We start from the raw sequence: 19,098 nt of genomic DNA, 5'->3' as shown, positions 1-19,098 counted from the left end.
ACAATTTGGCGACAATTGGGTTTGTCCAACCAACATCCAGTTGCGATAAGTTGTGCAGAGGTTTGCTTAGCTTATGCCAAACCAAGCCCTTTTTCCTGAGACTTTCTCTAACCGTTTTGGTCGCACGGTAGGCCGCTGGTGGCGTCGCGCTAAGTATCAGTGGCTGAAGAGAAGCTTGTTGACCGATTTAGCTACTGCCATCGTGTTGTTTCTTGCTGCCTTGCTCTTGACATTCGCTTTGCCAAACACGTCAACAAAGCTTGATTCGAGAGGAGAGGTCGTCCTCGCCTGCTTTTTATCGTTTCTACCCCTCCTGATGGCTATCTGTTTTTGTTATGTCTGGAGCTACCTCAAGGCCGAGGCGGCTTATGAAGATCTGCGTTCCGGGAAACGACCGGTTCCTGTTTCTTACTTCAAGTTCTTCCTTCAATTCCCCTTCACGTCGGTGGTTCTGTTCGCCCTGCTAACAGGGGTTACTCTGGCGGCGTGGGGGCTCGGAGATTGGGAATCTGCCGTTCGGACCAGTTTGATTCAAATTACCACTCCCTTGCCGCCACTTACAACCCTCCTCCGTTCAGTCGTTGGGGAAGAAGAATCGCCTTGGCCAGGGTGGGTGAGTATTATACTGTCTCTGATTTACTCCGGAGTCGTGTTCGCCCTCATCGCGGCCTGGTTTGAGCGAGGCAGCCAGCGGCTCAATTATGTGGCCAGCCTGTTCACCGAGGAAGACAGGCCCCCCTCGCCGTATGGGTTTCGTTGCGGAACCTCACCGGATAACCCGCAACCCGAACCCCACGAACAGGTGCTGTTGATGCAGGCAGATCGGATTGGAGCTGCCTGTCTTCCTTACCTGCGAGTGGAACTGTCTAGTACGGAATGGAACCTAGGACCAGTCATGCCCAATCGTTGCCGAGGGGCGGTAGCGGTTCTCGAACGTGTGTTTGGAGAGAACGATCGAGGCTTACAGGCTTGGCAGACAGAGCCGTTAGCCTGCGACTTTATCGCTGATTGGCTTCTGAAGCACCTGAACCGACTGGTTGAGCTAGATCGCTCCTCACCTGACCCGAAATACGACTATTGCCTCGCAGAGACCATCGGTGCAGTCGCTGCTGTGCTGGCCAGCGATCCGTCATTGCGAAAACAGCCTACATTGACATCGCGTGGAGCGTACCATGACCTCGATCGCGTCAATCAGTTCCGCCACCATCTCCAATACGTCTTTTCGATTGCCGCGAAGCGTCCAGCCTTGTTGATTGCTGCTTGTGACGCTGCTGAGCGGTTGGGAACTCCCGAAGACTTGCGCATGCTAGATCAACAAACCCGTCGTCTCGATGTCCAAGCCGGGTTTACCACCGTCCAAACTGATCGAATCCTGCAAGCCCGCGACCGCGTACTGGCGCGTTTGTGGTCGGAGCTTATGGAGAAGCGGTCGGAGCTTATGGAGAAGCTGCTAAGCCGCATTGAAGACCTTGGGATGCAACGCCTTCCAGTACCCAAGGGCAAGCCAATGCAATTTCGCCGTAAGTCGGACGGCGCGATCATGGTCTTGATCGTCGCTGGTTCATTTTGCCGTGGGGCTGATCATGCCAAAGAAACCTCTCCAAAACGGCGAGTACATTTGGGAAGCTACCTCATCGATGTTGAACCGGTCTCCCAAAAGTCCTTTGAGCGATGGGTTAAAAACCAGGGAGGTATCCTGCGGGTCGAACGTGGATTCTTCCCGGTCCAGGGTTTGCCCGACGATGTACCGCAGGACCACCCGTATGCCATTCATGTGACGTGGTTTGCAGCACAGGCATATGCCCAGTGGGCAGTCAAGGGAGGGCATCTGCCAACCGAAGCCCAATGGGAAAAGGCAGCGAGGGGAAGCGTGGACGAAAGGCGTTACCCTTCAGGCAAAGATTGGAAGGAAGAATGCATCTCTCCCTACGGAGTCCACATCTGCCACATCCTGGAGTGGACTCAGGACGCATTCAACAGCTCGGCCTACGACAATAATTTGGTCGTGTTCGATCCAGTTATGGAGCCATCGTCGCAGTTTTGGGAGGAGACCTTGCGTGTCGTTCGCGGACGAAATCCCGAATTCAATCCGAGGGATTACCATTTGGCTCACCGTGTGGGGATGGAACCGATCACCGGCGCCTTCACCGCACCTATAGGATTCCGGGTTGCGGTTGACCTTGGGGTGGAGCCATTGACATGACCGACACGCCTACGACTGGGCTTCGCGATCTGCCCCTGTACCAATACCTCTTACGTGGCAAAAGGTCGGACATTGTCGCCCAGTACGAGGAATTGCAGCGCTTGCGGAAAGAACGGGTAGCGGCCTTGACACTGTTGTCCGTCGGCCCGTTCCGGCTCTTCATATTCAAGAATCAGGAGGAGATGCTACGTAAGATTGGGAAAGATCGCCGTAGTGTGGTGGCTAGCCTCAACCAAGGGCTGGAAGTTGTCGGGGTAGAGCCAGCCGACAGAGGCATCGGTGGCAAAGTAGTCGGCCTGATTGACCAGGGGCGACTTCGTATCGTCCTGAGCCATGAGCCAGAACCACCAGGACCCAGAGACTGGCGACTCCTCAAAGTCGACGCAAGCCCTCCGAAGGGGCATCCGCTGGCTGTGTTGCGCGCCATTTGGCACGTCGATCGAGGACTGAGGAAAGATGACCTCACTAGTGATGCCACGAGGTTGTTAGACCAAATCAAAGAGATCAACAAACAGTACGAAGATTGCGTCAAGAATTGGCAGCCACCTGTGATCGATGCGGGGACACAGGTGCTGCATGTGTCTAAAAAACTGCGGCAGGATGACGCCTTTTCCGACGAGGTGCTCGACGACCTGTTTGCAAGTAACACAGAGGTTTTCGTCGTCAAGCTGTTGACCCATCGGAAAACAGGCAAGACCGGCCTCCAGTTATTTTTACCATCGCATGATATTCTTCTTAACATCTACCAAGCATCCTTTGAGAACACCGATGTCGGACATTGGCTATTAACCTCACTTGAGAGAAAGACTTATAGTGTAGATTTGCTGTGTCGGCTCTCCGCGGTCTGGTTACCCGCCTCCCAAGCTGATGATACAGAGGTTCGAAGTGAGAATTGGCTGGTCCAAATCTCCAACGCCGAACGGGCCTACCACTCTTGGAGGATCACTTGGTCACCACGGGAATTGCATGCCGGTTTCATCCGGTTGTGTGTCTCCGAGCGAAGCAAGGAGGAGTTGCAACAACACAAACTCACACCTGAACAGCTTTGTCAAGCGATGACCCGTGGCCTCCATCTCTACGAGGTCACGGGCCAGGAATCCGATGTCCTCGTCGCGGTGCCGGAAGGGCTGCAGTGCCAAATTCGATTGACACCCCAGAAACCTCTGATAGGCATTTCAGATTGGATGCTTATTGGCACCCGCAAAGCCGATTTAGCGTTATCGCCCTTTGCTCGGATCGTGGCCCGGTGGGAGGAAGGCGTGCCTGGCCGAACCCCGCTAGCTGGGAATGCACCGGAGCTGATCCGCGAGTTGCTGGTGCTGCAAGGCCAACAGCAGGAAATCGCAACGCGGATCAAAACCGTCGAGGAGTGGCTCATCGGCAAAACTCCCGAGCTGTCCAAACGGATCGCGAGTTGGAGGAAAGTGTGCGAGTTGGAACGTGATACACTGGAAGTTGGTGTGACTTGTTTAAAACGTGAGGGCCCAGACTATTTGCTGATTCCCGAGAAGCAAGAAACTGTCAAAGAGTGGATCGACGGCCTGGTGAGCCTAAATCCGGAGGGCATCCATTGGGATCGATATCCCCTGGAGTTGCGAGTGGGTGAGGATTACGCCCGGCTCATCATTCGTTCCGTCCAAGGCACCGAGGATGGGGTAGGAGAGATTGTTTTGAATGTCGGTTGTGACTCCCCTCGCGGGCTGGCGTTGATCGAGCGGGTCTGTGATAGTGCAGCAGCGGAGGATAAGGAACGGGAGAACATTCGGTTATTCCTGCCGGATACCCAATTGCGACTCATCGACAACGCCCTAGATCTCCTCGACCTGGACCAGCAGAATCAGGCGGAGAAGCGAGGCATCGTTGGCGAAGAATTGACTCTAGACGACATGACGCTGAACACCCTCCGGACCATCCTGAGCAGCCCCGAGCAGCTCGACCCGATCACATCACCGTGGCCGCCCTTGCCGATTCCCCCTTTGACGCCATTGTCCGCAAAACAGGAGGAGGCGGTACGGGCCGCCATTTTTGGTCCGGACATGACGCTGATTCAGGGACCGCCGGGCACCGGCAAGACCACGGTGATTCTCGAAATCCTCCGCCAACTCTTTCGCATGCACAGAAAGAATCCCGGCTTCAAGGTGCTGCTCGTCGCTCCAACTCACGTCGCGGTGGACAACGTGCTGGAGCGCTTGGTCACGCCAAGAGGAGGAACAAACCTGGTAATGGAGCTAGGTATCGCCCCCTATCGCGTCGGTTCCACACACCGGATTCCTGAGCACCTCCGAGGCTTCACTCTCGACTGCTTCAACACTGAGTACCGAGAAAAATTAGAACAACAAGTAGGCAAGAAGCTCGAGAAATTCAGGCAGGCTTTGCGACGGGATCGCCAGGTTTGGGACATCCTAGAAGATGGTGCAGCTTGCGATGCGGTATCCTGGTCGTTTGCGCTGCAAAATGGAGAATTGCTGAATCTCGGTCCATGGGAATGTCATCCGGCGCTGGAGCGGGAATTACCCATAGATTTCAACTGTCAGGAAGGACGTGTCCGTGCCTGGCGGCAATTACGGGCGCAAGGGACTCGTCCTGAGGAATGCGTCCGCTTGCTACGCCGTTGGCTGGAATTTCTGCAGAAAAACCCCCGATTCTTCTCCGAACTGCTGATCGCCAACGCCAATCTGGTGTGTGCAACCACTATCGGGTGTGCCACCCACCGCGAGCTTCGTTCCGTGGTGTACGATTACGTTATTGTGGACGAAGCCGGCAAGGAGGAGGCGCGCCGCTTGCTCGTGCCGTTGATCCGCGGCGAGAAGTGGGTGCTGGTCGGTGACCACCAGCAGCTACCACCCTATAGCGACGATGAATTGCAGAAACGCTTGAGACGTGAGGGACTTGACCCCAAGGTAATCACTCGCTCGCTTTTCGAGGAGTTGCAAGAGCCGTTTGAGAAAAGCGGTCGCTACGTTTTCCTCGACCACCAGGGTCGGATGCATCCTGATATATCTGCTTTCGTCTCCCAACAGTTCTACGGTGGCCGCCTGCACGACTTCCCGCATGTAGCCAACCATACGATGCCAAGACCGGCTTTTCTTCCCGACCGTCCGAATCTCCTCGTTCTCGACACACAACAGCTTCCCGACCGTCAGGAGAAGAGACTAGGGACGGGTTATGTCAACTCGCTTGAGCAGGAGCTTGCTGTGTTCATTCTTCGTGCTTTTGCCAAGCTACCAGAGTTCCAAGTTGACAAAGCGGACGACAAAGAGTCTAGCGTCCCCACCCTTGGGGTGATCGCACCATACCGCCGGCAAGTCGAGAAGATCAGAGACCTGCTCCGGAAAGATCAAAAGCTAAACAAGCTGCTAAGTGCGGGCATTCTTCATGTCGGGACTGTGGACAGCTTCCAAGGGCAGGAGCGGGATCTGATTATCTTCACTTGCACACGGAGCAACTCGCAGGGGCGATTAGGCTTCGTTGATAACCGTCAAAGGCTTAATGTGGCGTTCTCGCGAGCGCGTTGCCTGCTCCTTGTTATTGCCGATGGAAGCACTGTGGAACTAGCCCGCAAGCGCAGCGACGTTACTGGCGACGAGGCTGAGACGCGCGATCATCTCCACGCTCTGTTTGTATTCGCACACGGACGTGGTGGTCTTTTGAAGGTCCCGCAGAAATGGCAAACTCGCTGGAGCGGGTAAGAAATGCAACCACAACGGTGGAAAATCGTCGAGCGTCTGATTAGACAGATCGAAGGAACCCTTCAGGGGACGAAGGGGCGACTTGTGCTTGCCATTGCCCCTGAGCCTCTTGAGGTAGTGCTCTATGAAACCCCGGTTCTCGTCAAGGGTCAGCCTCCGCAAAATCCCCTGCGTGGGTTCATTCAGGAAGCAGTGTCGGTCCTCAAACAACCTACCGCCGCCGAGATTGCTTGCCTACTCTGCCTCCCCACCGGAGTTGTCGAAATTGTCCTAAGTGATCTCCAGCAAATGGGCGCTGTCGTCAGCGACATGGCAGGGAGATGGAGGGTCCCAGAGGGTGCTCCGCGGTTTGAAACGGGTAACAATGACCCGCCGATTTGGCGCCGGACACGCCGACTAGTATGCTATTGGCCCGAACGTCAAATCCTCCTTCCCATCTTACCACGTATGCGATTGCGCGATCTTGTAGAGCTAGATATCCACAAGTTGCAGGGCGAACTTGCCGAACGGTATCAAGAGATCGCATCATGGTCTGAGGTCGAAGGCCTAAAACGCGGATGCCCCGCCACGGTGCGGATTTTGCCGTTACGTGACGAACAGCCACCGCCTGCAAACAACACTACCAAGTCGTCCACTTCGCCAGACGCTCCAGTGGCAAAAGAGGAAGTGCTGGTCACCCGCTGTCGCCTGGACGTGATTGCCCTAGTTTGGGCGTCGCTACGTTCTGGTGTCTGGGAAATTACCTCTCGCCTTTGGTCCCGTCCAGTTCCTCCCGAAAATTCCGACGGAGTCCCTTTTGCCCCTGGCGAGCCATTCCCGGGTCTCGCGTTGCTAGAGCAGCTGCTCGTGGGTGGATCGAAAAAACCATCCGTTAGTGAATTAAAACTGGACGATCTTGCGAAACTGTTTAGTCCTAATCCGGAAGCCTGGCGTGCGCTGCTGGATGAGCAAGACTTGGCTTCACAGTTGCGTCGTGATCTGGATGGCGAGTCACCGGCGTTGCTTGTTGCGGAGCAGTCCCAGGCGGCGGAAAGCCGGCGCTGGATCGGGCTACCTACCCGTCTCTCTCAACAAGCCCGCTTGATAGGCTGGATAGAGAACTTGGCTACGACGGTGGAATAACACAGAATCCCAACGGACACACATCAACAACGTTGAGCCCCATCAGAGCTGGAACCGGATTTCAATGGTTTCGGTTCAGCGCAAGGGTAGGGTGCTTTTCTTTCGTGTCCTGCCCCTCGCTCGAACAATAAGCTCGCACCAAGGCATAGAAAAGCGCGTTATGCAAACCGTGACCCAATTTGAGGTGCACCAGTTCGTGTACCAACACCTCCCGGCGAAAGGCGGCCGGCTGCCTCAATAGATCGCTGCTCAGGGTGAGCCTGCCACGGGTGGAGATGCTGGCCCATTTGCGACGCATCGGCCGCACGTGGACTTCCTGCAGGCGATCGGCTACGCCAATGCGCCGCGCCCACGTGTATGCTTCAGCAATCAGCAGGTCGCGGGTGATGGCTTCAGCCAGCGGCGATGGTTGCATCATGAGGCAATCCTCCGCAGCAGGGTGAGCATCTCGTCGGCCCAGGCCACCATCTCCTGAACGCCGGCCTCGATCAGGGGCTTGTAGAGCGCCTGGCGCAGTTCCCGTTCCTGGTGGCTGCTGGCTGCCCAGTGGGGAAATTGCTGGAAGATCTGCTCCACGGCAGCGGCTAAGCACTCGGCTTTTTCTGCACTCATGCTCTTTTGCACCCGCGCCCACCAGGCTACGGCAAAGGCTTGCGCGGAAAGATTGCTCTCCTTGCGCTGGGACTCAGCTTCCCACAGGCCCTGAACCAGGTTCTCCAGTTCGGCCAGCGCTTGCTGACTGTTGAGTTGGCGCGCCTCAAACGCTTGGCGGATGGCTTCTGCTCGCTCACCGATAGGGATGAGATAGGGCTGTTGGCGGCCTTGTTCTTCCATCAAGCGATGGAGTTCGCGCAGCAAATTGAAGACCTTGACCGTCTCTGGCTTCTCCTCGCGAATCAAAGCGAGCAGGGCTGCAGCACCGATTTCGTAAGTAGCGCTCGGTTCACGCAAGGTCCGGGTAGCAGTGTGCTGCTGGACGATCTCCGCGGTCTTGCGCAGAAACGACTTGTCCACTGGCACGCCTGGCTCGTAGGCGCTGCGCAGCAGGCGGTACAACTCCACCAGACGCTGGTAGTCCTCCAGATAGGGCCGCAGGAAAGGATCGGGAGAGAGAATTTCGTAGGTCTCTTCCAATTCGCGAAAGAAGCGGTAGAAAGCCTCGCGTACTTCTTTGTCGCGGAAGTGCAGCAGAGCGGACTCGGCGGCTTTGTCGGCGGTGGGTCCTTGAGCAATGGGCAAGAACTCGGCGCGCGCTCGGGTCATCAGGCGGTCAAAGTGTTCCTGCAGCACCTCCAGCCCTTCGATCACCCCCTCCACGTCCTGGGAATCGAAGGCCAGGGCGCGTTCCAGGTTGTCGAAGATGCCCACGAAGTCCAGGATCAGGCCGTTGGTCTTGCGGCGGCCCGAATCATCCTCATACGGGCGGTTGACGCGGGCGATGGCCTGGAGCAGCACGTGGTCGCGCATGGGTTTGTCCAGGTACATGGCATAGAGGATGGGCGCGTCGTAGCCGGTGAGCAGTTTCTCGGTGACGATGAGGAGGTAGGGCGGCTCGTCGGCCTTGCGGAAGGCCTTGCGCACGGCGGCCTCTTCCTCGTCGCTTAGGTGATAGCGTTTGAGCGCAGGCGGGTCGTTGTGTCCGCGGCTGATGACCACACGGCTCCATTCAGGCGGCAGGTGTCGGTCGAGCGCCTCTTTGTACAGGCCGCAGGCCTCGCGATCCACGGCCACCAGGAAGGCCTTGTAGCCCATGGGCTGAACCACGCGGCGGAAGTGGTCGGCCACGAAGGCGGCGATGCGCGCCACGCGCTCCGGGTTCTTGAGCATGTTGCGAAGCGTGACGGCGCGGTCGAGCACGCGGTTGAGTTCCTCGACATCGGCCACGCCCTCGAGTTCGGCTGCGGCCCAGAACTCGCGCTCCATCGTCTCGCGGTCGACGATCAGGTCGTTGGGAGCCATCTGGTAGTGCAGCGGCACAGTGGTGCCGTCTTCGATGGACTCGCGGATGGAGTATTTGTCCAGATAGCCGCCGGGGTCGCCGCCGCCGAAGACCTTGAACGTGCCCTTGCCGTGGCTCGTCTTGTCAATCGGGGTGCCGGTGAAGCCGATGAAGGTGGCGTTGGGCAGCGCGCCCATGAGGTAATTGCCCAAATCGCCGCCGGTGGAGCGGTGGGCTTCGTCGATGAGCACGAAAATGTTGGCGCGGGTGTTCAGATTGGCATCGGCATCGTCGAATTTATGGATCATCGAGACAATCAGCCCGCGCGTATCTTGCCGAAGCAGCTGCTGCAGGTGCTCTTTTTTTTCGGCTACCCGCGCATGCCCCAAACCGGTGGCCTGCAGGTTTTGGAAGAGTTGCTGCTGCAGTTCGTTGCGATCGACGATCATGAGCACCGTGGGGTTTTGAAAGCGCGAGTCTTCCAGAAGCGCCTTGGCCACGGTGATCATGGTGTAGGTCTTGCCGGAGCCTTGGGTGTGCCAGATCAGGCCACGGCGTTTTTGGGGATCCTGCAAGCGGGCCAGGACCTTCTCAGTAGCGCGCATCTGGTGCGGACGCAGCACAGCTTTGCTCAATTCGCCATCTTTGCGCACAAAAAGGATGTAATCGCTGAGTACTCGCAGCACGCGCCGCGGCGCGAGGAAAGTCTTAACCAGGGTTTCGAAATCGCCGGCCTGTTCGTCCTTCCAGTTAAAGAGCGCTTTGCGTGAGGGATTCCAGGTGGGACCGTAGAAGAACTGAATCAGATGAGTGAGCGTGAAGAGTTGCGCCTGCGCCATCAGTTCGGGGGCTTCGGCGTGGTAGCGGCGAACCTGATCGAGCGCCTCGGCGATGCCTTCCAGGCGGCTGGCAGCCTTGGTCTCCACGACGATGACCGGTATGCCGTTCACCAGCAGCACCACATCGGCGCGGATGCGGAAGCGGCCGTTGCTAAAGATGAATTCATCGGTGACGTGGAAAGCGTTGTTTTCCCGGTGCGCCAAATCCAGCAGGCGCAAGTTCTTTTCGCGACGTTCAGCTTCCACGAAGACGGTTTTCAATCCTTTGAGGTATTCCCAAGCCTCTAAATTGCCCTCGATATCCGGCCGCACGCGCAGCAGGCGGGCAATGACCTCCTCGGCTTTGGCAACTGAATCCACCACGCCGGGGTTGAGGCGCTGCAACTGTGCCACCAGCACGGCACGCAGGACGGCGCTCTCTTCGCCGCCGCGCAGGCGCAGGGCCTCTTCGGGCGGCAGGTAGGTCCAGCCGGCCTCCTGGGCGTAGCGGATAAAGGGGTTCTGGACGGTGCGGCGTTCACTGGGGAGGGTCATGGTGCGTCCTCCTGATCGTTCAGCATGCGCCAGATTTCGCGGGCCAGGGGGTCGGAACCGGCGGCATCAGGATTGTACCGGTCCAGGTACCAGCGCAGGGGGTTGTCGCGAATGTATCGGCGGATGGCCTGTAGGGGCGACCGGCTGGTCACCCCTACATTGTCCCGGATGATGTGTTCGTAATAATTGCGTTGCCAGACGGGCGTGCCGGGCGTGCCGCGCATTTGGTTGATGCGGGTGGTGACGGCAGATTTGAACCCGGCGATGAATGACGATAATGAACGTTTTGCCGGGCCGCGTGGGGGATATTCGTGTAGGGGCGATCGGCCGGTCGCCCCTACATTTGGACCGGTTGCCACCGCATTGTCCACAATCCACACAATGCCGTGGACGTGGTTGGGCATAACGACGAATTCATCGGGGTGCAATTCGATTTCCGCCCGGATGTCTGCCGAACGGAACCATTCTTCGCGCACGATTTCCCCGAAGTCGTTCAATACCATTTTTCCATCCACCACCCGGCCGAATAGATGCGCCCGTTCGTGCGTGCACAGGGTGACGAAATACGCCCCCGGTTGGGTGTAATCGTAGCCCTTCAGGCGGATGGATCGGCGGTGGTGGCGTTGGGGATCATACGGCGGCATCATCTCCCCCGGCAAATTGCTGCACAAAAGCCCGCGGCAGGCGGACTTGAGCCGTCATCAGATGATGCAACAGCGACCGGAACAACCCCTCCAGCGCCACCTTGCGCGCCTCTTCGGCACGGATTTTCTCGTCCACCGCCTGCAGGATGCGGGCGATCTCCTGCTGTTCGGCGAGGGGCGGGAGGGGGATGCTTTGGTTATTAAGAAAATCCGTAAGCTTGAAATTACGGATACCAGTGGTACGTTTCTCATAAATACGTGTCTGACCTTTCTCATAAAGTAATTGCCAATACAGGGAGAAATACTCTGGATAGCAAGCTTTGTTCAACTGCATCCGTTTGACAAAATTACTGAAAGCAATAGGTAAATTACAGTTTTTGATAAGCGCAGCCGTCACCAGCAGCAACCTGCCGGTGGGCTGATCTTTACTTCCGCCAGAAAGCTCTACAAGCACATCACCGACAAACAACTTCCGTCTATCAAGGCTCGTTGGTCTTAAATAGCGGATAGGCACATCGACAAGATCCCCTCTTGCTACACGTGAGAAGTCCGTTCCTCGTAACACATAGGCTGGTAATAAACCACTATCTGATGAATCACTACCCCAATCACCTGTGTCTACTCTGCTTACCACCTCCCCCAACCGCACCACCCGCCAATGCGCCGGGATGGGGCCGATTTGGGTATCTTGTAGGGGCGCACGGCCGTGCGCCCCTACGGACGTTGCCCCAACCGCCTCCCCCACCGGCATCGCCCCAACGGGGACTGGGCCGTAGGTGAACAGATGTCGCATCAGGCTCTTTTTCAATTCCCGCGCTGCGGCGATGACGCGCTCCGTGGCCTGCTTGGCCTCCTGCACCGTCCGCAGCACGTGGGCAATGGCGCGCTGTTCGGCCAGGGGCGGGAGGGGGATGCTTTGGTTATTAAGAAAATCCGTAAGCTTGAAATTACGGATACCAGTGGTACGTTTCTCATAAATACGTGTCTGACCTTTCTCATAAAGTAATTGCCAATACAGGGAGAAATACTCTGGATAGCAAGCTTTGTTCAACTGCATCCGTTTGACAAAATTACTGAAAGCAATAGGTAAATTACAGTTTTTGATAAGCGCAGCCGTCACCAGCAGCAACCTGCCGGTGGGCTGATCTTTACTTCCGCCAGAAAGCTCTACAAGCACATCACCGACAAACAACTTCCGTCTATCAAGGCTCGTTGGTCTTAAATAGCGGATAGGCACATCGACAAGATCCCCTCTTGCTACACGTGAGAAGTCCGTTCCTCGTAACACATAGGCTGGTAATAAACCACTATCTGATGAATCACTACCCCAATCACCTGTGTCTACTCTGCTTACCACCTCCCCCAACCTCACCACCCGCCAATGCGCCGGGATGGGGCCGAGTTCGGTCAAGCGGTAACCGGGGGGCAGGTCCTCGGCTGGCGTGGGCCGCATCTCGTTCATCCTTGCACCTCCGTGCCGTTTAGTCCTAGCGCAGCGAGCACCGCTTTGAGGTTTGCGTCGGCCCGGGCGCGCTCCTCTTCGGCTTCCTGGAGCAGCACCACCGCTTCCTCCAGCGGCAGCGCCTCTTCCTTATCGTTTAGCACCACGTAGCGGCTGGGCGAGAGGTTGTAGTCGTTGCGGGCGGCTTCTTCGGTGGTGATGATGGCGTGTAGGGGCGTACTGCCGTACGCCCCTACGGGATCGCCCCAGGTGTGGTAAATCTCGGCGATGGTTTCGATGTGTTCCTCGGTCAGGTAATTCTTGGGCCGCCCTTTGGCAAAGAGCTGAGAGGCGTTGATAAGTAGAATCTCCCCAGGGTGGCGCTTGCGGCGGTTGATCACTAAGATGATGCCCGGCGCGGTGGTGTTGTAGAACAGGTTTTCCGGCAGCAGCACCACCGCCTCGATCAGGTCAGCTTCCACAAAAGCCCGGCGGATGTCGCGCTCGCGGTTGGAGCCTTGATTGCCGCTGCCGCGACTGACCGCGCCGGTATCCAGCACCACCGCCATGCGTCCGGTGTCGCTCAGCGAGGCGAGCATGTGCTGCAACCAGCCCCAGTCCGCGCTGGACGAAGGCGGCACACCATAACGGAAGCGCTCGAAGGGGTCGTTTTCGTACAAGTCCGTGGGGAACTTTTGATTCCACATGGGATTGGCGGTCACCAGATCGAAGGTCGTCAGACGGCCGGCCGTGTCTTTGAAGGCCGGGTTGCGCATGGTGTCGCCCAGGTGAATCTCGGCCTCCATGTCGTGGATGACGGCGTTCATGCGCGCCATGGCAAAGGTGGAGGGGTTGATCTCCTGACCGTAGAGGCGCAGCGGGGCATATCGGGGAGGCAGTTTGCGCCGGCCGTTCTCCTGGACGCCGTGGGTTTCCAGCAGGCGCAGATGGCACTTGATGAGCAGCCCGCCGGAGCCGCAGGTTGGGTCGTAAACCGTCATGTCAGGCTGCGGGTCGAGCAGCCGCGCCATCAGCACGGCCACCTCGCGCGGGGTGTAGAACTCGCCGGCGCTTTGGCCCTGCCCCTCGGCGAACTTGCGCAGCAGGTACTCGTAGGCCCGCCCCAGGACGTCCGGCTCGGCGTCGTCCAGCCCCAGCCGGTAGCGTGAAAGGATCTCCACCAGCGCGGCGAGATAGTCATCGGAGATGATGCGTTGCCCGGCAGTGGTGGCATTGAAATCCACCCCGTCGATCACCCCGGCCAGGCGCGGATTTTCCCGCGCTACGGCGCGCACGGCGTCAGTGAGGAACTGGCCCAGGCCTGCCCAGCCGCGTTTGCGGATCGTCTCCCAGCGGGCGTTGGCAGGGATGTAGAAACGCACCGAGCCACGTCCATCGGCAATGATCCCGCGCTCTCGCTCATCCTCTATGATTCTCTTAACGATTTGATGATCGCCGTAGTCGGATGCTAGGCGGTTGATCTCATCCGCGAAGACGTCTGAAAGCCGCTTGAGGAAGACCAGCGGCAGGATGTAGTCCTTAAACTTGGGCGCATCCACCGGCCCACGAATGACGCAGGCCGCTTCCCACAGCCAGGTTTCGAGCGTTGATAAGTCGAGCGTCATGTTCAAATCCCTTCCAGCAGACTGATCACCAACGGCTTTTCCTGTTCGATGACCAGCACAGCATCGTCCACGATCTTGCCGATCATCAGCTCTTTCGCCCGATTGCAGGGGTTCGAGAGCGATTATCCGCGGTACCCATATAAAACATCGAGAGCCTGGTACTCAACCGGGTCTTCCGGGTCGGCCCCCTGCGAGCGTTTGGCCTGGAGCCTGGGCTGGGGTACTGCTCCTCGAAAGGCATCGGAGATGTACTTGAGGAAAATCAGGCCGAGGACGACGTGCTTGTACTCGGCCGCGTCCATGTTGGCGCGGAGGGCATCGGCGGTCTCGTACTGGTTTCCCCGTGGTCTCGTTCCCGGCCCCTCGACGTTGCTCCGGCGGATTCTTATCTTCTCCTGTCCCGATGCGTCCCGCAGGGGGAGAGGGCGGGTCCCAACCCCCTTTCCTCCTCCTTCTCGAACATCGGTGTAGGTTTCGCAATGGCCGGTGACAAGGAGCAACAAAATCTGTCCTGGGTAAAGAGGAATAAGCACCAAGAGCCGTTCGGCTGGATCGGATGTGGATGCTGCCGGCCGTTCGGCTTGGATGACCGTACTCCTTGGGCCTAACTCACGAGATGCCAAAAGTTAGGTCTAAGGCCTCAGAGTCAGAATCCACGGAGGGCGAAAGGTTCCTGCCGGAGCAACGAAATACCCTCTGAGGGAAGTTTCCGTGCCGGGAACCAACCCGAAAGGAGATGAAGCGGTGTGTGCCACACGCGAAGGCCGGAAAATCGAGTCCTACACCACGGGATGGATTGTGGAACCGCAGAAGCAGCGGCTCGTTATTGTCGGCTCCATGCCGTGGAGTGGGGAACTGGCAGCGTTGTGCCGCCAAGCTGGTTGGGAGGTGTTCCGCTTGACCGGTTCCAGCGAACTGGCTTGCGCGATTCTTTCCCGCCGGCCGCAGGTCGTGATCCTGCCTTTGCACACGCGGGACGAGAGCGGCTTCTTGATCGCGGCGAAAGTGAAACAAGCCCGGCCCAAAATCCGTATCCTGCTGGTCGGAACGGGGGTTGATCCCGCGGCGGCGCGATTTGCTCGGTTTGTCGGGGCGACTTACGTGAATGGCCATCAAGGGCTGGCCGCTCTTTTGCGGGAAATCTGCCAGTGACAGAGATAAAGCGGGACGGTTGCCGAAGCACACTGGAGCGAAGCTGTCCAGGAAGGCAGGGGACCTCCCTGCTTTATTTTTACAGTTGGAACCGATCGGAAACCCATCGGAATGAGAGGAATCCACCCGATTCCCTTGTCCCGCTCCTAATCAACCGGTGGGAATCCGAGGGATTAGCGACCGGAAGGATTCGGGTTAGCCGGCAGATCGAGAGGACGGGAGGCCACGCGGAGGTTTTCCCCCTGCACCTGCAAGGTGAGGCGCGGCGGCTGTTGATCCCGCCGTACCTCCAGGATCAACCCATTCCAACCGGCTTTGAGGGGGAGCGGCTGCTGGAGCGGCTGGCCCGCCACTTCCCGCCCCATGATCTTTTGCTCCAGCCAGAGGCGGGTCAAACCAGTCCCTTGGGCAATGAGTTGCACGGTTTGATCCTTGGGACTGTGGACATACACGCGCAGGTAGGCCACACTCCGGGGTTCTGGGAGCAGGGAATCTAAGGCCAGATCCCCGTTGGCTTCCGCAGCAATCAGGCGCCAGGAGGAATCAGCGATGGCAGGAGGTCCATTATTCGGAGACGGCCGCATCGCCGGACTGGCTTGTACTTCCACGACCATCCCTCGCAAGGCCTCCTGCTCCTGGCGGTTCTTGAGGAAAGCGAGCAGGTCGATAAATTGATCCAGGCTCAGCAAGGCAACGGCGTTGTCCGGCATGAGGGAGACTTTCAAGGGCGTCAGGGATTCGATCTGTTCGCGGGAAATGCGGATGTCGCGCCCGGTGGACTCCCGGAGCACCACTTCCCGGCCGTTTTCCAGGACTTTCAAGCCCGTGAAGACCTGCTCTTCCGTGGTGGTCAGGCGGTAAGTTTGGAAGCCTTCCTTAATCTCGCGGCTCGGATCGAGGATGGACTCCAAGATTTTGTCCAAAGACATCGTGTCCCAAATGCGGGTTAAGTCTGGTCCGACTGCGCCGCCGACTCCCTCCAAGCGATGGCAACTGACGCAAGCGACCAAACGGGCGTTCAGGTAAATCTCCCGCCCCCGTTTGGGATTGCCTTTTTCCTCCACGAGGCGGCGGATCTTTTCGATTTGGCCGGGTTCCAAGGACAAGAGCAGCCCGCCGCGCAGGACCTCAGCGCGCAACTTCGCTAAGGCAGGGTCATCAGCGAATTTCTGGAGCGCTTCGGTGATTTGCGGATAGTAGTCTTGCGGAATCTTCCGGGCGAGGTAGCGCTCCGCCACAAGCCGGGCACCCGCTTTAGTGGGGGTCAGAATGGCGATTGCTTCGGCGAGCAGTTGGGGGTCGGCTTCATCGAGCAAGCGTTGGGCGATCGCCTGGGCTTCCGCGGGCCTCATCAGTCTCAGGGCCTGGAGGGCTTCGACTTTGACGACCGCGGGATACCCGCCCTGAACGATGTCCCGCAGCACTGGGGCGGCACGGGGGTCGTTGATCATCCGCAGGGCACGGACCGCAGCGAGGCGATCCGCTTCCGAGTGGCGGTCATGAGTCACCAATTCGATCAACAGGGGCACGACGGGGCGCAAGCGCAAGTCTTCTGCCGCGGTGATACCGACACGACGGGCTTCGGCCCGTGGGTCTCGCAGGAGCCGCTCCACCAGTTGCACCGCTTGCTGGGAGTTTTCCTCACCACTGGCAGCGAACACTTCGATAGCCGCTCGCACGACGTCGAGATGTTCCCCCGGCCGACGCTGGAGATACTCGGTGAGGGGGCGTAAAGACAACGGCGGATCGAAGAGGTAATTCCCGAAGGAGCGAACTAAGGCCGCCCGTTGGGCCACCGACAGATCGGGGCGTTCGAGCAATTGGGGGAGCAGTTCCGCCGCCTCTCGGCTGCGCAGAGCCTGGTACATCTCCACGGCGATGTTCCGCTCTCGGTCCCCGCTGGCAGCCAGGGCGAGTATGGCTTCGATTCCCGGCTTACCTAGCCGCTCTAAGGCGCGGAGGTAGCCATCCTTAAGGAAGGGGTCCCCCTTGAGGTCCGCTAGGTAATTGTTGACCAAGGCTTGAGCGACGGGAGGTCCGCCGATGCGCCCCAGGGCCAGGGCCACGGCACGCCGCACGGCCGGCTCCGGATCGCCGAGTTTCTTGAGCAATTCTTCGAGCAAGCGCGGGTCGGAGCGATCAGCGTAAAGAGCCAAACCCTCGACGACACACCGGCGAACATCCGGCGATGGGTCCTGGAGGCAGTGGAGAAAATAGTTCTGCACAGCGGCATTCCATCCCGCCATGAGCACCCCCAAGGCCGGCAATCGGGCTTCATCCTGATCCCGGAAGCCACCCCGTTGCAGGTACACCAGCACCTGATCCCGCGCCTCGGCACCCCGGCGGACCAATTCCTTGCGGGCTTCCACGCGGTCGGTCAGGTCGGGCCGACCCAGAGCTTCGATCAGTTGAGGCAGAGGCAATTGCCGAATCTTCCACCAGGAGTCCATGCCGCGGCGGGGAAGTGCCGCTTGCTCGGCTGTGCCCTGCCAAGTGATGCGGTAGATACGGCCGTGTTGCCCATCGCCGGAGAGCTTCCCGGCCCCTCCCGAATCCGTGCGCCAATCGCACACGTAGATGGCCCCATCCGGGCCAATGATCATCTGACAGGGACGGAAGAGTGGGTCATCACTTTTGAAAAATTCCATCTCATGAGTGATTTTGAATGTCGCTCCCTCCGGAGCCACCTTGTAAGCTCGCACCAATTTCCGGAAAACATCCGGATAGTAGAGCAAGCCGCGATATTGGGGCGGGATTCGGGTATCATGGTAGATCATCAAACCGGCGGGAGAACCGCGACCGGTCTTGAGCATCGGTGGGACTTTTCCCGGCAACTCCCCGGCAATGGCCCCGCGGGTATGATCCGGGCGGCAGCATCGCGCTCCCAGGAGCAGCCGCCAGCCGAAATCGGTTCCTTCTGCGACATGCAGAATGCGGCAGCCCATGAACTTGCTGCCGTCTTCATTGTCGTTATCCACGTGGAACCAATTGAATTTGTCATCATGGGCCAGATCGCGATAAGGATTGCGGTAGCCGATGGAATACACTTCCATTTGGGAACCGTCCAGGCGGCAACGAAAGACCGCTCCCGTCCGGAGCACTGTCGCCCGGCTTCCATCCGACCCTTCCACATAGTTGTCATCATCGCCACTGGTGATGTAGAGTAGCCCATCATTTCCGATGGTCAGCCCAGAGACCTGATGATGGTGGAAGCCGCAAAAACCCTGAGCGATAATTTCCCGCACGCTCCAGGGATCGTTAGGGTTGACGGGACGTTCCGTACCGGGGCCGCCGATCCCGACCTGGACTCCCTGCCGCCAACGCCGGACTGTACCTCGCCCGGTCACGTACAGCCAGCCATCATGGTACAGGATCGACGACGGCAGCTCTTCGGCGATGATCACCTTGGGAGGATGGAACTTCCCCGTGGCTGGATTGTAGGTGAACTGCTTGACCAGGTCGAAGGTGAACTTCTTCATGGTGGCGACCTGGCGCGTGCTACCGTCACGATAGCGGAACGTTTCCTTCACTTCATACCAGCGGTCCCCCGTGACGGGATCGGGCCGCCATTCGAGGACAAACAGCGTGCCATCAGGAGCGAAGGTCATGCCCACGGGATTGATCACCTCCGGCTCGCTGATGACGATTTCCAGTTGGAATCCTTCCGGCAGGTAGTAGCCTTTCAAGCGCGGATCCCATTGTCCCTGGTCTACCAGGCGGACGGGGAAAGGGGCGGGCCGCGGCGGAGATTGCGGCTGGGCAAAGTCTTCTGGCAGGGGTGAAGCGCTTGAAGGCACTTGCGCCAAGGTCGGCATGCTCCATCCCCACCACGCCAACAGGAACACGATGGCAATCCCAGGAAGTGCAAGTCGCATCGGAAAACTTCTCCTCGAAGGCGGGAAAGCAGTCC

The 19,098-nt window shown here is 58.4% G+C and carries 11 protein-coding genes; 4 read left to right on the top strand and 7 right to left on the bottom strand.

Annotated elements, in window-relative coordinates:
• The first annotated feature begins 73 nt into the window (after positions 1–73).
• The 3 genes from H0921_RS00840 to H0921_RS17715 all read left to right on the top strand — a co-directional run bounded on the left by H0921_RS00840 (position 74) and on the right by H0921_RS17715 (position 7,014).
• Positions 74–2,203: a formylglycine-generating enzyme family protein gene (locus H0921_RS00840; RefSeq protein ID WP_194536134.1), complete on the top strand. Its 2,130-nt coding sequence runs from the start codon at positions 74–76 to the stop codon at positions 2,201–2,203.
• A 101-nt stretch (positions 2,204–2,304) separates the two neighbouring features.
• Positions 2,305–5,892, top strand: coding sequence for a DEAD/DEAH box helicase (locus tag H0921_RS00835; RefSeq protein ID WP_228498880.1), 3,588 nt, complete (start codon positions 2,305–2,307; stop codon positions 5,890–5,892).
• A gap of 447 nt (positions 5,893–6,339) precedes the next feature.
• A complete protein-coding gene (locus H0921_RS17715) occupies positions 6,340–7,014 on the top strand; it encodes a hypothetical protein (protein WP_228498879.1) in 675 nt (224 codons plus the stop codon).
• Between the two features lie 61 nt (positions 7,015–7,075).
• On the opposite strand, the gene H0921_RS00825 is transcribed toward H0921_RS17715, so the two are convergent.
• The 6 genes from H0921_RS00825 to H0921_RS00800 all read right to left on the bottom strand — a co-directional run bounded on the left by H0921_RS00825 (position 7,076) and on the right by H0921_RS00800 (position 14,536).
• Positions 7,076–7,432: a M48 metallopeptidase family protein gene (locus tag H0921_RS00825; protein WP_194536131.1), complete on the bottom strand. Its 357-nt coding sequence runs from the start codon at positions 7,430–7,432 to the stop codon at positions 7,076–7,078.
• Positions 7,429–10,326, bottom strand: coding sequence for a type I restriction endonuclease subunit R (locus H0921_RS00820; protein ID WP_194536130.1), 2,898 nt, complete (start codon positions 10,324–10,326; stop codon positions 7,429–7,431). Before H0921_RS00820 ends, H0921_RS00825 begins: the two co-directional genes overlap by 4 nt.
• Positions 10,323–10,970, bottom strand: a complete 648-nt coding sequence (locus tag H0921_RS00815) for a transposase (protein WP_194536637.1) — start codon at positions 10,968–10,970, stop codon at positions 10,323–10,325. Before H0921_RS00815 ends, H0921_RS00820 begins: the two co-directional genes overlap by 4 nt.
• Positions 10,957–12,432 (bottom strand): restriction endonuclease subunit S, encoded by a 1,476-nt coding sequence (locus tag H0921_RS00810; RefSeq protein WP_194536129.1) that lies wholly within the window; start codon positions 12,430–12,432, stop codon positions 10,957–10,959. Before H0921_RS00810 ends, H0921_RS00815 begins: the two co-directional genes overlap by 14 nt.
• Entirely contained in the window at positions 12,429–14,036 is a 1,608-nt protein-coding gene (locus H0921_RS00805; RefSeq protein ID WP_194536128.1) for a type I restriction-modification system subunit M, read from the bottom strand. Before H0921_RS00805 ends, H0921_RS00810 begins: the two co-directional genes overlap by 4 nt.
• A 122-nt stretch (positions 14,037–14,158) precedes the next feature.
• The gene (locus H0921_RS00800; protein WP_194536127.1) at positions 14,159–14,536 is read right to left on the bottom strand and encodes a type I restriction-modification system subunit M N-terminal domain-containing protein; all 378 of its coding nucleotides are present in this window, start codon (positions 14,534–14,536) and stop codon (positions 14,159–14,161) included.
• 211 nt (positions 14,537–14,747) lie between these two features.
• Here H0921_RS00800 and H0921_RS00795 point away from each other — a divergent pair, with 211 nt between their 5' ends.
• The gene (locus H0921_RS00795; protein ID WP_194536126.1) at positions 14,748–15,188 is read left to right on the top strand and encodes a hypothetical protein; all 441 of its coding nucleotides are present in this window, start codon (positions 14,748–14,750) and stop codon (positions 15,186–15,188) included.
• A 173-nt stretch (positions 15,189–15,361) separates the two neighbouring features.
• Here H0921_RS00795 and H0921_RS00790 read toward each other — a convergent pair whose 3' ends face one another.
• Positions 15,362–19,063, bottom strand: a complete 3,702-nt coding sequence (locus H0921_RS00790) for a PVC-type heme-binding CxxCH protein (protein WP_194536125.1) — start codon at positions 19,061–19,063, stop codon at positions 15,362–15,364.
• Positions 19,064–19,098: the final 35 nt, after the last annotated feature.

The sequence above is a fragment of the Thermogemmata fonticola genome (assembly GCF_013694095.1).
Classification (GTDB): Bacteria; Planctomycetota; Planctomycetia; order Gemmatales; family Gemmataceae; genus Thermogemmata; species Thermogemmata fonticola.
The sequence above is the reverse complement of the archived record's forward strand: the minus strand, read 5'-3'. Positions and strand labels throughout refer to the sequence as shown.

What these genes read in the sequence shown, in the direction of transcription:
- H0921_RS00840 (WP_194536134.1), top strand. Translation starts at nt 74, where the DNA reads ATGCCAAACCAAGCCCTTTTTCCTGAGACTTTCTCTAACCGTTTTGGT.
- H0921_RS17715 (WP_228498879.1), top strand. Translation starts at nt 6,340, where the DNA reads ATGCGATTGCGCGATCTTGTAGAGCTAGATATCCACAAGTTGCAGGGC.
- H0921_RS00825 (WP_194536131.1), bottom strand. Translation starts at nt 7,432, where the DNA reads ATGATGCAACCATCGCCGCTGGCTGAAGCCATCACCCGCGACCTGCTG.
- H0921_RS00820 (WP_194536130.1), bottom strand. Translation starts at nt 10,326, where the DNA reads ATGACCCTCCCCAGTGAACGCCGCACCGTCCAGAACCCCTTTATCCGC.
- H0921_RS00815 (WP_194536637.1), bottom strand. Translation starts at nt 10,970, where the DNA reads ATGCCGCCGTATGATCCCCAACGCCACCACCGCCGATCCATCCGCCTG.
- H0921_RS00810 (WP_194536129.1), bottom strand. Translation starts at nt 12,432, where the DNA reads ATGAACGAGATGCGGCCCACGCCAGCCGAGGACCTGCCCCCCGGTTAC.
- H0921_RS00805 (WP_194536128.1), bottom strand. Translation starts at nt 14,036, where the DNA reads ATGACGCTCGACTTATCAACGCTCGAAACCTGGCTGTGGGAAGCGGCC.
- H0921_RS00790 (WP_194536125.1), bottom strand. Translation starts at nt 19,063, where the DNA reads ATGCGACTTGCACTTCCTGGGATTGCCATCGTGTTCCTGTTGGCGTGG.